Genomic DNA, 13,128 nt, shown 5'->3' with positions numbered 1-13,128 from the left:
TAAAAAATGAGAGACTTTATTTTTAACATTAAGTCATATTTAAAAGAATATAATTATATCTGAAAGTATAAATTAATATGATGCTTACCACTCATAATTTTTTTAGCAAGTTTAGATTGAATAAGTAAAGCAATTGTTGTTAAACAAATGGTATTGGATGGAGCTGGAGTTACATTTATTCCTAATTTTATAGGTTTTCAATATGTAATAAATCCCGGAGCTGCTTATGGTATGAACGCAGGGAACTTAAGTTTGGCAATATCAATAGCTGCTCTTGTAACACTATTTTTAATAGGTGTATTTATTTTTATAAAAAATAAATACTGATTAATACCAATTAATTTAATGGTTGCAGGAAGTGTTGCAAATTTATTAGGTAGAGCTTGAGCACCAGCTACTAATAAAGGGATAAAAGGTGGAGTTGTTGATTTTCTTAAGTTTGAATTTAGTTTTTTTGGATCAGATAGTTATATTTTCAATTTAGCAGATGCATGAGTCTCTATTGCTGTGGGAATAATTATACTTATCTTAATTGTTTATGTTATTTTAGAGATTATAGAACTTGTGATGAGAAAAAAAGACAAAGATAAATATGAATTTTACTGCGATATTCAGAATAGAAAACAAATTCTTTTTGAAGTATATTATCAAAAATTCAATTTTAAAAAAGAAGAAAAAATGACATATAAACAATATTTGAAAAGTAATCAAGAACTTTCAAAAACATGAAAAGAATATAAGCAAAAGGGGTAAATTATGGAACAATTAGAAATTAAATTAGAACAGGATTTAGGAAGATTAGATAAATTTTTAACAGATTACCTAAAAAAAGATTATGATTTTTCTAGAAGTTATGTTCAAAAATTAATTGAATCTAATGATGTTCTTGTAAATGATCAAACAGTTAGTGTTAAATATAATCTTTTAAATGGAGATACTATTAAAATAAATTTAAAAGAGCCTGTTGAATTAACAGCACAAGCTGAAGATATTGATTTTGAAATAGTTTATGAAGACAAAGATTTATTAGTAGTTAATAAACCAAATGGACTTGTAGTTCACCCTGCTGCAGGAAATCCCAATGGAACTTTGGTAAATGGATTATTATTTAAAATTAAAGATTTATCTTCAATTGGGGGAGTATTGCGCCCTGGAATAGTTCATAGACTTGATAAAATGACAACAGGATTAATGATTGTTGCAAAAAATGATAAATCTCATAAAAAACTAACTGAAATGTTGGCAAATAATCAAATTCATAAGGAGTATATCGCTTTAGTTCATGGTATTATTGAACCAAATGCTGGAAAAATTAATGCTCCAATTGGTCGTCATAAGGGTGATAGAAAAAAAATGACAATAACAGATATTAATTCAAAACATGCAATTACAAATTTTAAAGTTTTAGAGCGTTTTGAAAATCATACAAAAATAAGTTGTATTATTGAAACTGGAAGAACTCATCAAATTAGAGTACATTTAGCTTATATAAAACATCCAGTTGTTGGAGATCCACTTTATGCATTTAAAGAGGATATGAAAGATGAGTTTGGTCAATATCTACACTCTTATAAGCTTGCATTTAATCATCCGATAACTAATGAAAAAATTGAATTAATAAGTGAGTTACCAAAACAATTTAATGATAAAATCAATATGTTTAAAAGAATAGGTGAGTAGTTATATATGGCAAATTTCAATGAATTAAAATTAAGTTTAGTTCACTATTTTGTTAAAGTTGAAAAATATAAAGCTTTGGAAAAGTATAGCAATGATTATGCTTCATATTTAGTTAATCCTAAAGCTGAATTCAAAATAATTAGAGTAACTGTGGGTTCACCTGTTACAACTGATAAAAACTTAGGCGAAATAAAAGATACTTTAAAAAAACAAAAAAGAGAAAAAATTGACATTTTAAATATTGCTTTAAGTGATCAAGATATAGATATTGCTTTAGAAGGAACAACTTTTAGTGTTTCTAATTTAGAAAATATAAAAGTAAAATTAAAGCCATATTTCTCAAAAATTGATTCTTTAAAAGAACCTGAAAAAGAAGAAGAGGATGAAAGAATCTCTGATGAAGAATTAATTGAAATTCTTCAAAATCCTTCAAAATCAACAAATTTAAAATTTAAAAAAGCAGTTCAAAGAATGAATAAAAATAGTCCTATTTCTATAATTTTATCTAGTATTTTCTTTATACTTCCAATTGTTACAACAATACTATATTTTCTTTGATTTAATCCTTTAGATTCAAGAATAGCAGATTTATTTTTTGGTGCAACAAATAGAAATTTAACAATAACTGGTGGTCAGTGGTGAAGAATATTTACATATGGATTTACAGTTCTTTCAGCTGGACTTCCAATGGCTATTTTTCAAATTATATTTATAACTTATGGAACAATTAAAATTGCAAGATATACTGAAGGACTTGTAGGTTCTTTTAGATTTGCTCTTGCAATATTTATAACTTATCCATTAACAGGTTTTTTTGTAAGTGCAACTATTCCATCTGAAACTGCAATTTTTTCAGGGGGAATAGGATTTATGGCAAGTGTAGTTGGAGTGCTTGGGGTAACTACTTGAGATAAAAAAAGAGAACCAATTCAATTATTCTCAAAAAATAGATTAATTTTTCCAATAATATGTTTAATTTTTTATCCACTATTTTCACAACAATTTCATATATATATTATGATAATTGCTTCAGCTGCTATATCTTCAAGCATTTATTTATTATCAATTTATAATAAGCAAAATATAGATAAATTAATAATTTTACCAATAGTAATACTAATATTTGCATTAGTTTTACCATTAACTTTAACTTTTATTAATTATTATATGCCAGCACATGATTTGTTATCAGCACGAGCTTTATCTGTTTATGTTCATAAAAACTGAATGTCAGCAGATAGTGCAAATAAAATATTTCAACGAAATGGATGAAATTGATTTATGAATTCAGATGGTACTATTATTAGTTGGAGTTAGAAAAGTTTATGAAAAAAAGAAAAGATTATATAGATTGAGATACATATTTTTTAGCAATGGTTCAATTAAATGCAATGAGAAGTAAAGACCCAGTAACTCAAGTTGGATGTGTTATTGTAAATGATTTAAAACAAGTTATTTCAACTGGTTATAATGGTTTGCCAAGAGGATTAAATGATGATAATTATCCTTGAGCAAGAGATGGAGAGTTGGAAAATACAAAATATCCTTATATTGTACATGCAGAATTAAATGCTATTTTGTCTTCAAAAGAATCTGTAAGAGGAGGTATAATATATACAAATTTATTTCCTTGTAATGAATGCTCAAAAAGTATTATTCAATCAGGAATTAAAAAAATAATATATTCTTGTGATAAATATGAAGATACAGTGCATAATAAAATAGCAAAAAAAATGCTTAAAGATGCAAAAGTTGAATTAGTTTTTAAAAAAGCAGTTAAAGTATCATTAAATTAGTTTAAAAAGTTATTTTATTTTTCCTTTTTTAAAATATAATATAAATTGTGTTAGTTTACTAGCACTCTGTATTTCAAACATTAATTTATTAAAGTAAATTAATATTCTTAATGCGTCCATCGTTAAGAATATAAAAAACCCATTTTAAAATGGGTTTTTTATATTTTACTGTTGAAATGTAATTTTGTAAATTTATCAACAATATCTTTTTTTTCTATTTTATATCTATTAACATAATCTTTTACATGATTATTAGCTCCTAAAGGTAGTTTTACTTGAAATTCTTTCTCTAATCTTTTAATTTCTTTTAAAAAATGATAACGAGCAATAATACTTGCACAAGCCACTGATATATATTTTGATTCTGCTTTAGTTTCAAAATAGATATCTTTAATTACAACTTTTTGATCTAGTAAATATTTATAGTAGTTTTTTTCATCTACAAATTGATCCATTATTATTTGTATATCCTTTAGATTTATATTATTTTTAAGTAATTTCTTTAAAGCCTGATTATGGCATATTGCTTTTAATTTATGAGTATTTTTGTAAATATCATATGCTTTATTATAATTTGAATTATCAAGTATATAAACTTCTCAAATAACTTTGTCTTTTATTTGTTCAAATAAGTTAATTATTTTTAAGTCAGTTATTTTTTTTGAATCTACTATTTCTTTAATTAATAAAGGATATTTTTTTAGAAAGTCTTTTTCTACAAAAGCACAACAAGTTATTAAAGGTCCAAAGAAGTCTCCAACTCCAACTTCATCACAGCCAATATTTGGTAGTTCTATTATTTTTTTAACTAAAGTAGACTTATTTTTGTCAGAATCAGAGTTTAATAAATATTTACTTGCAAATTCTTCTATTTTCTCACCTTGTAATAATATTGTATTTGTTTTGTAAATATTAACTACAAGTCCGTATGGAAGTTTGAATAAATATTTTATACTTTTATTTTTAGAAGTATATAAAAAGTTTTGATTTTCATTAACAATTTTGTTTATTACTTCTTCATTTACTCTTTTAAAACTTTTATTATTCATATATTTATTACTCCTTCAAAATAAATTATAAAGTAAAATATGATTTAAGTTTCAAATAATAATATTGGTATAATAAATTATAGTATGATGGGAGGAAAAGCAAATGATTAATATAGGGCCGTGATGACTATTTGATATAATGGCTTTTTCTATTATAATTGGCTGCACTGTTTGGGGAATTAAAAGAGGTTTTTTAGCAACTTTTTATTTACTTCTTTTACAAGTTATAGCACTTATAATCTTAATGTTTGTCCCAGCACTTTTAACTAATGCTTTAAATCCAACTTTTATGAAATTATGAGTAAAATCTGGTTTTGTTGATGTTTTTTCTTCTCTTGGTGTAACACTTGGTAACTTTATTTCAGGTCTTTTACCAGGGTCGACAAACCTACCAATTGATGGATCAGGAACAGGTTATGAGATTTTAAAAGTAATATCAGCACTTGGAATATATGTCTTTTTTAGTATATTTATATTTATATTTGTAAATATAATTGGTTTAATTTTTTACAGAGCTTTTAAAAGAAAAATGAGCAAAGTTAAAATTATTGGAAGTGTAGATACATTAATAGGAGCTTTTAATGGTCTTGCTTTAGGAATGACTTTATCAATGTCTGTTAGTTTTATGGCTAGTTTTCCTTTATTTCAAACAGAAAATCAAAGAATAGGGTTAATGGATTATTCAAATATGACAGAAGAACAAATTAAAGATAAAGTTCTTAATGGAAGCGCATATAAAAAATATTCTTTAGCAAGAAAGATAAGCTCACCAATGCCTGCAATTCCAATCTTTGGATTTACATATACAAACTCTTGTATTACAAAATATGTCTTAGATCCACTTATGGTTATTTCTTCTCAACTAATTGCAGATAAATCAACAGATAATTTAAAAGACTTTTTTGTGGTTTATGAAGATTTATTAGCAAAAGGTTATTCAACTACAAATCCACTTGAAACACCAGTATCAACTTGTATTGAAGTAATGCCAAAAGATTCAAGATCTCTTTTCAGATTAACAACAGAGATGATGTTAATGGGTACAGCTATATTTGTAAATGATACAACTACTACAAAAACTGAAGTTACAAGTGTTCAATTAATCAATGCTTTAGATAAATATTATTTATCAACAAATCATGATAAAGAAAAATTACATGAAGGGTGATTAAACGAAAGTGAAATGATTAACTTTTATAAATGAGTTAGTGAAAGTCCAAATACACAACAAGATACAAGAGTTAATCCATTTATTAAATTAGCAGATAATATTGATGAAAAATGAAAAGCAACGGGTAAAACGACTCAAAGACATATGTCAACAGTTTTAAGAGATCCAAAATTGACTTATAACTTCTTTAAAAGTTTAAATTATGTAAATGCAACAACAAGAAATAATTTAGATACAATGCCTTATTTATCAACAATTTATACAGCAAATTATTTAATTGATGGATTAGAAATAGTGCCCTCAGGTGAATTAAAACTTGGAGAATTCTATGGTATTGATGCACTACCTTCTAGACTTGCAAATTTTGCAACACGAGCAACTTTTGAAACTAAAAATAATGTAGAAGATATTGAACCAGAACAACAAAAATGATGAAAAGATAACTATAAAAATAGTTATTGAATTCAATACTACTTTGATTTTGCAAAAGGATATTTTAATTAATTATGGCAAAAATAGGAATAGATATTGTTGAAAATAAAAGAATTAATTTAAATGATAAATTCTTAAAGAAGTTTTTGCATGAAAGTGAATTCATTTTGCTAAATAAATTGCAAAGTCAAGAAGCAAAAACTCAATTTGTAGCAGGAAGATGAGCTGCAAAAGAAGCATTAATAAAGTGTCTTGAAAAAAAAATAGTTTTAAATTCAATTAATATTATTTATGATAATGAAAAGCCAATTATTGAAAATCAAGAATATAGAAATATAGAAATATCAATAAGTCATGAACAGAACTATTCAGTTGCAGTTGCTCTAAATTTATAAAAACCACAGTATATTTTGTGGTTTTTATTTTTTTAACTAGTTATAATCTTAGAAGGTGATAGTATGAAACAATATTTAGACTTGGTAAACGATATTTTAAAAACTGGAGAAAATAGAGAAGATAGAACTAATACAGGAACTATTTCGAAGTTTGGAACTCAATCAAGATATGATTTAAGACAAGGATTTCCTCTTGTTACAACAAAAAAAGTTTTTTTTAAAGGAATAGTTCATGAGATTCTTTGATTTATTAGTGGAGATACAAATATAAAGTATCTTGTTGATAATAATGTCAATATTTGAAATGAATGACCTTATGAAATCTTTAAAAAGCAAAAAGATTATAAAAATGAAACTTTGCAAGAATTTATCGATAAAATTAAAAATAACTCTGATTTTGCTAAAAAACATGGTGATTTAGGACCTGTTTATGGAAAGCAATGAAGAAATTTCAATGGTGTAGATCAGTTTAAAAATTTAATCAATGATATTAAAAAGAATCCATATTCAAGAAGACATATAATATCTGCTTGAAATCCAGCAGAAGTTAATGAAATGGCTTTACCTCCATGTCATTCTTTATTTCAATTTTATGTTTCAAAAGACAAATTCATAGATTTACAACTTTATCAAAGAAGTGGAGATATTTTTTTAGGAGTACCTTTTAATATAGCAAGTTATTCTTTACTTTTAGAATTAGTAGCTATTGAATGTGATTTAAAACCAAGATATTTTATTCATACAATAGGAGATGCTCATATTTATTCAAATCATATTAAGCAATTAGAATTACAATTAACAAGAGAACCAAAAAAATTGCCAACTTTAAAAATTGATACAAAAAATAAATCAATTTTTGAAATAAAATTTGAAGATATTTCTTTAGAGGGATATGAAAGTCATCCTATAATTAAAGGAGCAGTGGCTGTTTAATGATTTCACTTATTTGAGCTCAAACAAAAGATGGAGTTATTGGTAAAAATAATAAATTACCTTGAAATATTAAAGAAGAAATGCAACATTTTATAAATTATACAAAGGGAAAAACAATCTTAATGGGTAGAAATACTTGAGACTCACTTTCTGTTAAACCCTTACCAAATAGAAAAAATATATTAATTACTTCAAGAAAATTGGAAAAGAGTTATAATGATATTGAATTGTCTAATAAATTAGAAGATTTTCTAGAAAAGTATAAATCCATTGAAGAAGAACTTGTCATTATTGGAGGTTCTCAGATTTATGAAACTGCACTTAATTATGCAGATAGATTAATAATCAGTGTTATTAAAAAAGACTATCAAGGAGATACTTTTGCTCCACAATTTGATAAGTCACTTTTTAAAATTACAAAGCAAATGGATTTTGAAGAATTTGAAATCTATTATTATGAAAGGTATTAAAAATGGAACAATTAGAATTAGCAAAAGAAAAAAAAATAAGTGATAAAAATCAAGAAGAAAAAAAAGACAAAAAGGAAATGGCACATGTAAGTAAATGAAGATTATTTACTAATGCATGAAGTATTTGAAGAGTTACAGCCAAAGCTAAAAAAGTATCAAAAAAAATAAAACAAGACCCAAATTTATATTCAGAAGAGTGAAGATATAATTGAGTTAAAAAGAAGAGTAGAAAAGTTCTAAAAATTGCTAATGTTCAAGTAGATGTCATTGGCATTGAAAATTGATTAGATAGAGGTATTGTTTTAGCACCAAATCATCAATCAAATTTAGATTCAATTTTAATGATGGCTATAAACGACTTTTCTTTACAACAACCAATTGCTTTTATTGCAAAGCAAGAATTATGAAAAACAAAAATATTTAGACACTTTATGAATTTAATTGATAATGTGCCTTTAGATAGAGCAAATCCAAGAAGTGCGCTAAATGCTATGAAAGAAGCAAAAATATTAATTTCTGAATATAAAAGAAGTTTAGTTATTTTTCCAGAGGGAACAAGAAGTGCTAAACAACAACCAAATGAATTTCAACCAGCAAGTATGAAATTAGCTCAAATGGCATATGTTCCAATTGTTCCAGTTTCAATAATTGATTCATACAAATTATTTGAAAAAAGACCGAGAGGAAGATTTCATATTAAAGTTGTTTTTGGAAAACCATTATTGCCAGAAAAATTTATATCGCTTAAAACAGAAATGCTAACTAAAAATGTTCAAAAAGAAGTGGAAAAAAATATTGAAGCTTATAAAAATTGAGATCCAAAAGCATTAGGAATAAAACCAAAAAGAATAGATAAAAAAAATAGAGTCGCATATTACTAGTTTTTTATTAAAACGGAGATAAAGATATGAATTTTGTAGATATTATAGAAAAAAAGAAAAAAAATATAGAATTAAGTACTCAAGAAATTTATTGAGTAGTTAATTCTTTTGTTAATAATTCATTAAAAGATTATCAAATGTCAGCTTTTAATATGGCAGTTTGATTTAATGGAATGTCAACTAAAGAAATTGCTTCATTTACTCAAGCAATGATTGATTCAGGTATAACTTATGATTTAAGTGAAGTTAAAGGACTAATAGCTGACAAACATTCAACAGGGGGAATTGGAGACAAAACAAGTCTAATTTTTTCACCTTTAGTTGCAAAGTTTGGAGTTAAAGTTGCTAAACTTTCAGGGAGAGGATTAGGACAAACTGGAGGAACTATTGATAAATTAGAAAGTTGTCCAGGATGAACTGGTGAAATATCAGATCATAGATTTAAAGAAATACTAAATGAAATTGGTATTTCAATTATGAGTCAATCAAGTCAAGTAGTTCCTGCAGACAAAAAGCTTTATGCTTTAAGAGATGTTACAGGTACTGTAGATTCAATTCCACTAATAGCTTCAAGTATTATGTCAAAAAAATTAGTTATTCCAGCAAATAGCATTATTTTAGATGTAAAAATGGGAAGTGGAGCTTTTATGAAAGATTTAGACAAAGCTGTTGAACTTTCAAAAACAATGATAGGTATTGGAAAAGAGCATAACAGAAATGTTAGTGTAATGATTACAAATATGGACAAACCATTGGGAAGAGCAATTGGAAATGCAATTGAAGTAAAAGAAGCATGAGATACTTTAAATGGTAATGGACCTTCTGATTTAGAAGAATTGTGTGTAACTGCAGCTGGATTGACTTTAGTGCAAAATGAAGTTTTTAAGGACTTAAAAACAGCTAAAGAAGAGCTTTTAAAGGTATTAAAAGATAAAAGTGCTGCACACTTGTTAAAGGACTTTATAGAGGCACAAAACGGCAATTTTGATGTAATTATTGATTATGATAAAAATTTCTCAACAAAACATGTTATTGAAGTTTTTGCTCAAAAAGAGGGTTATGTTTCATTTGTTTCAGCAGATCAATTAGGATATCTTTCAATGTATTTAGGAGCTGGAAGAGCAACTAAAGAAGAAGAAATTGATTTTTCTGCAGGAATTTATTTAAATAAAACAACTAATGAATTTGTAAAAAAAGGAGAAGTTATAATGACTCTTTATACAAATAGAGATAATGTTGAAAGTTTTAAACAAAAAGCAGAAGAATTAATTTTAATAAAAGATAAAAAAGAAAATGAAGAATTAATTCTTAAACTTTTAACTAGTTAGATATCTATTATATTTAAAAAATTAACTTTTAAATATTGAAATTTAAGAGCATTTAAAATATAATTTATTTGTCTGGAATAGTTTAAAGCATTAGCCCATGATGTTTATTTAGCCCTATCAAATGAACATAATATTTAGATTTATAATATGTAAAGTATTGACTATTCTAGATTTATTAATTAAGTACTCCGCCCAGAGTGCTTTTTTTATTTAAAAATGAGAGATTTTTAATATCTTTTTAAAATATTTATAAAAAATCATTGACTTTAACTTAATATTTTTTGTATAATTGAAAAGGTTCTTACTTTTGTAGAAAAGGATAACTGCTGACTTAGCTCAGTTGGTAGAGCAATTGACTAGTAATCAATAGGTCGAAGGTTCGAGTCCTTTAGTCAGCACCACATTATTATTTAAGGGGAGTTAGCGAAGTGGCTAAACGCGGGTGGCTGTAAACCATCTCCTAACGGTTCGGCGGTTCGAATCCGTCACTCCCCACCAGTTATTGGGCTATAGCCAAGCGGTAAGGCAAGGGACTTTGACTCCCTCATGCGCCGGTTCGAATCCTGCTAGCCCAGCCATTTATTTTAGTAACGTCTCGTTAGCTCAGTCGGTAGAGCAACTGGCTTTTAACCAGTGGGTCATAAGTTCAAGTCTTATACGGGACACCATTTTTTTATTAACCCCAGGTGGCGGAATAGGTAGACGCACTGGACTTAAAATCCAGCGACTTTAAGCGGTCGTGCCGGTTCAAGTCCGGCCCTGGGGACCATTATTAAGGACTTGATTAAGAAAGCACTCTAAAGAGTGCTTTTTTTCTTTTTGAAAAATAACTAGATATAAAAATAAGTTTTGCATTTTTTGAATCTGTAAAACTTATTTTTTAATTAATTTTGCATTGCTTAATTTTATCTAGAAATTATGAAATGAATTTTTTTGAGTTTATATCTGTCATTATTTTTACATTTGGTTCTTTTCTTAAATAACCCTTAAAATCAACATACATTGTACCTACACTTATTTCCTTTTGTGTATCAATTTCAACATATGCTTTTTCAACTATAAATAACTCAGGATTTAAAATATATGCTATTGTACAAATATCATACATTTTTAATCCATTATTAAAACCATCACCACGATATTTTTTAAATAAGGAATAAAACATTTCTCCAACTTGATTTATTTTTTACTTATTTCTATTTCTATTTATTTTATTATATTATTTAATATTTCCTTTTTTTACAATAAAGCTTTTCCAAAATTAAAAGAATAAGATTAAGTTTGTTAATAAATAAAAAGGTAGGAAAGAAACTTAAAACTAATAACTAAAAAAATAAAAAACTCCTTAATAGGAGTTTTTTATTCTAGATAATTGTATTAGTTAAGTAATCAATTAAAAGATTATCACTTATTGAATAATTTACTGATTTAGCTTTATTGTTACTTTTAACTTTAGGGTTAGTTTTAGTATTGGCTTTAGCCTTAGTTTTAGGTTTATTTTTTGTTTCTCCACCAGATCCAGTTTCTCCACCAGATCCAGTTTCGCCTCCACCAGAGTTTAATCCTGTATCTACTTTTTTAATAATTTCAGCTTCTTGTTCTCCGTTATTCATTGCAGTTATTAAAGGATCAAATAAATCATCAAGTAAAGTTTCAGTTCATCCTCCAGCAGATTGACTGCCAAAACCACTTTGTCAAGAAACTAATTTACCATTTCTAACTAATATAAACATTGGAAATCCCTGAGTTGCATCAAGATTAAAGTATTTTTTTACTTTTGCTTTAGCTAATTTTGTTGCTAATTTATCGCTCATATTATCGCCAATAGTATATTGTTTTTTATAAATCTCAGTTACTTCATCAATCATTCAATTTAGAATATTTTTTGTTCACTTTTCAGTAAATTTACTTTGATATTCTTCTGTTTTAAATGTTCTTAAATTAACATCATTGTTTAATTTTTCACCATATGCAATAAGTGAATCTGGATTTTCAGATCCTTGTTGATTTACAACTTTTTGGTTATAACTTGTATTTAACTCATTAATTTTATCATTAAATTTTTTATCGTATTTTTTTTGTACGAATTCAAAATCTTGACAATGTGGACAGTTATCTGCTCCTATATATAAAATGAATGATTCTTTATTATCAATTCATCCTTTAAATTCTTTATAATTTTTATTTGAACTACAAGAAACAACAGTTAAAGTTGATGTTCCAACTAGTGTTGTGGCTGAAATTACGCTAAGTAATTTTCTCACTTTAATCACTCCTAATTTACTATTATTATTTTACACATTTTTTTTAAATAAAATTTTATTTTATTTAAAAAAATAAAGTTCAAAAATAATTTATGTAAAATTGATATAATTATTTAAATTATTGAGATAAATAGAGGTTTTATACATGGAAAAAAAATATACAAAATTTGCAGAAGTTTTTAAAACTCTAGCAGATCCAACAAGATTAAAAATTATTAATATGATCTGCGATTGTGGATGTAATAAATGTGCTCAAAATATATTAGATAACTTAAACATTACTCAACCAACTTTAAGTTATCATATGAAAATGTTAGAAAAAGTTGGGATTTTAAATTCTACAAAAGAAAAAAACTCAAAGATATATAAAGTAAATCAAGAAATGATAAAAGAAATAAACAATTTTATAGGTTCAATACAAGAAGAGAAAAAACTAATGAACTGCTCAAATTGTAATAAATAAAAAATAGAGCTATATAAACTCTATTTTAAAAAATTTTTATTAGCAATTTGAACAAGTACAATTTGAACAAGTACATACTTCACAATTACATGCTGAAGAAATTTTATTCATAGTAATCCTCCTTAAGATAGTTATCTATATAGACATCTATCTATATAGATAATACTACAAATTAATCTTTTTTTCAGTTTTTTTTAAAAAAAATTATTATTTATAGTAAAAAAATGAGTATTCTTTTATATTTTTTGGTATTATTATTTTGCTTA

At 25.8% G+C, this 13,128-nt stretch carries 14 protein-coding genes and 5 tRNA genes; 16 read left to right on the top strand and 3 right to left on the bottom strand.

Annotated features, from left to right (window positions below):
• The first annotated feature begins 6 nt into the window (after nucleotides 1-6).
• Genes SFLOR_RS04180 through SFLOR_RS04165 form a run of 4 tightly spaced genes read left to right on the top strand, consistent with a single transcriptional unit; the run spans nucleotide 7 to nucleotide 3,476 of the window.
• Nucleotides 7-753, top strand: a complete 747-nt coding sequence (locus SFLOR_RS04180; protein WP_100916823.1) for a signal peptidase II — start codon at nucleotides 7-9, stop codon at nucleotides 751-753.
• A 3-nt stretch (nucleotides 754-756) separates the two neighbouring features.
• Nucleotides 757-1,680 (top strand): RluA family pseudouridine synthase, encoded by a 924-nt coding sequence (locus SFLOR_RS04175; RefSeq protein ID WP_100916822.1) that lies wholly within the window; start codon nucleotides 757-759, stop codon nucleotides 1,678-1,680.
• 6 nt (nucleotides 1,681-1,686) lie between these two features.
• On the top strand, nucleotides 1,687-2,997 hold the full coding sequence (locus tag SFLOR_RS04170; protein WP_100916821.1) for a hypothetical protein: 1,311 nt from the start codon (nucleotides 1,687-1,689) through the stop codon (nucleotides 2,995-2,997).
• Nucleotides 2,998-3,005: 8 nt separating this feature from the next.
• Entirely contained in the window at nucleotides 3,006-3,476 is a 471-nt protein-coding gene (locus tag SFLOR_RS04165; protein WP_100916820.1) for a deoxycytidylate deaminase, read from the top strand.
• Nucleotides 3,477-3,634: 158 nt separating this feature from the next.
• Here SFLOR_RS04165 and rnhC read toward each other — a convergent pair whose 3' ends face one another.
• On the bottom strand, nucleotides 3,635-4,525 hold the full coding sequence (gene rnhC / locus SFLOR_RS04160; protein WP_100916819.1) for a ribonuclease HIII: 891 nt from the start codon (nucleotides 4,523-4,525) through the stop codon (nucleotides 3,635-3,637).
• A 103-nt stretch (nucleotides 4,526-4,628) separates the two neighbouring features.
• Between rnhC and SFLOR_RS04155 the strand changes: the two genes are divergently transcribed.
• From SFLOR_RS04155 to SFLOR_RS04105, 11 genes are all read left to right on the top strand, one after another.
• Nucleotides 4,629-6,200, top strand: coding sequence for a hypothetical protein (locus SFLOR_RS04155; protein ID WP_100916818.1), 1,572 nt, complete (start codon nucleotides 4,629-4,631; stop codon nucleotides 6,198-6,200).
• 2 nt (nucleotides 6,201-6,202) lie between these two features.
• On the top strand, nucleotides 6,203-6,523 hold the full coding sequence (locus tag SFLOR_RS04150) for a holo-ACP synthase (protein ID WP_245858709.1): 321 nt from the start codon (nucleotides 6,203-6,205) through the stop codon (nucleotides 6,521-6,523).
• A 63-nt stretch (nucleotides 6,524-6,586) separates the two neighbouring features.
• Entirely contained in the window at nucleotides 6,587-7,456 is an 870-nt protein-coding gene (locus SFLOR_RS04145) for a thymidylate synthase (RefSeq protein ID WP_100916816.1), read from the top strand.
• Complete coding sequence (locus SFLOR_RS04140) at nucleotides 7,456-7,926, top strand: dihydrofolate reductase (RefSeq protein ID WP_100916815.1); 471 nt, start codon at nucleotides 7,456-7,458, stop codon at nucleotides 7,924-7,926. The genes SFLOR_RS04145 and SFLOR_RS04140 overlap by 1 nt, the downstream gene beginning before the upstream one ends.
• 2 nt (nucleotides 7,927-7,928) lie before the next feature.
• Entirely contained in the window at nucleotides 7,929-8,807 is an 879-nt protein-coding gene (locus tag SFLOR_RS04135) for a lysophospholipid acyltransferase family protein (protein ID WP_100916814.1), read from the top strand.
• 26 nt (nucleotides 8,808-8,833) lie between these two features.
• Nucleotides 8,834-10,135 carry a thymidine phosphorylase gene (locus SFLOR_RS04130; protein WP_100916813.1) on the top strand — a complete coding sequence of 434 codons (1,302 nt, stop codon included), beginning with the start codon at nucleotides 8,834-8,836 and terminating at the stop codon, nucleotides 10,133-10,135.
• A 325-nt stretch (nucleotides 10,136-10,460) separates the two neighbouring features.
• Nucleotides 10,461-10,536, top strand: a tRNA-Thr gene (locus SFLOR_RS04125).
• Between the two features lie 13 nt (nucleotides 10,537-10,549).
• Nucleotides 10,550-10,633, top strand: a tRNA-Tyr gene (locus SFLOR_RS04120).
• A gap of 5 nt (nucleotides 10,634-10,638) precedes the next feature.
• Nucleotides 10,639-10,713: transfer RNA gene (locus tag SFLOR_RS04115), tRNA-Gln, on the top strand.
• Nucleotides 10,714-10,727: 14 nt separating this feature from the next.
• Nucleotides 10,728-10,803, top strand: a tRNA-Lys gene (locus SFLOR_RS04110).
• 12 nt (nucleotides 10,804-10,815) lie between these two features.
• Nucleotides 10,816-10,904, top strand: a tRNA-Leu gene (locus SFLOR_RS04105).
• A gap of 147 nt (nucleotides 10,905-11,051) precedes the next feature.
• Here SFLOR_RS04105 and SFLOR_RS04100 read toward each other — a convergent pair.
• Together SFLOR_RS04100 and SFLOR_RS04095 are read right to left on the bottom strand one after the other, a co-directional pair.
• Nucleotides 11,052-11,300, bottom strand: a complete 249-nt coding sequence (locus SFLOR_RS04100) for a nucleoside hydrolase (RefSeq protein WP_100916812.1) — start codon at nucleotides 11,298-11,300, stop codon at nucleotides 11,052-11,054.
• 199 nt (nucleotides 11,301-11,499) lie between these two features.
• Nucleotides 11,500-12,399 (bottom strand): DUF6568 family protein, encoded by a 900-nt coding sequence (locus SFLOR_RS04095; protein ID WP_100916811.1) that lies wholly within the window; start codon nucleotides 12,397-12,399, stop codon nucleotides 11,500-11,502.
• A 145-nt stretch (nucleotides 12,400-12,544) separates the two neighbouring features.
• Between SFLOR_RS04095 and SFLOR_RS04090 the strand changes: the two genes are divergently transcribed.
• Nucleotides 12,545-12,862 (top strand): ArsR/SmtB family transcription factor, encoded by a 318-nt coding sequence (locus tag SFLOR_RS04090; protein WP_100916810.1) that lies wholly within the window; start codon nucleotides 12,545-12,547, stop codon nucleotides 12,860-12,862.
• The last annotated feature ends 266 nt before the right edge of the window (nucleotides 12,863-13,128 follow it).

This window comes from Spiroplasma floricola 23-6 (genome assembly GCF_002813555.1).
GTDB classification, from domain to species: domain Bacteria; phylum Bacillota_I; class Bacilli_A; order Mycoplasmatales; family Mycoplasmataceae; genus Spiroplasma_A; species Spiroplasma_A floricola.
The sequence above is the reverse complement of the archived record's forward strand: the minus strand, read 5'-3'. Positions and strand labels throughout refer to the sequence as shown.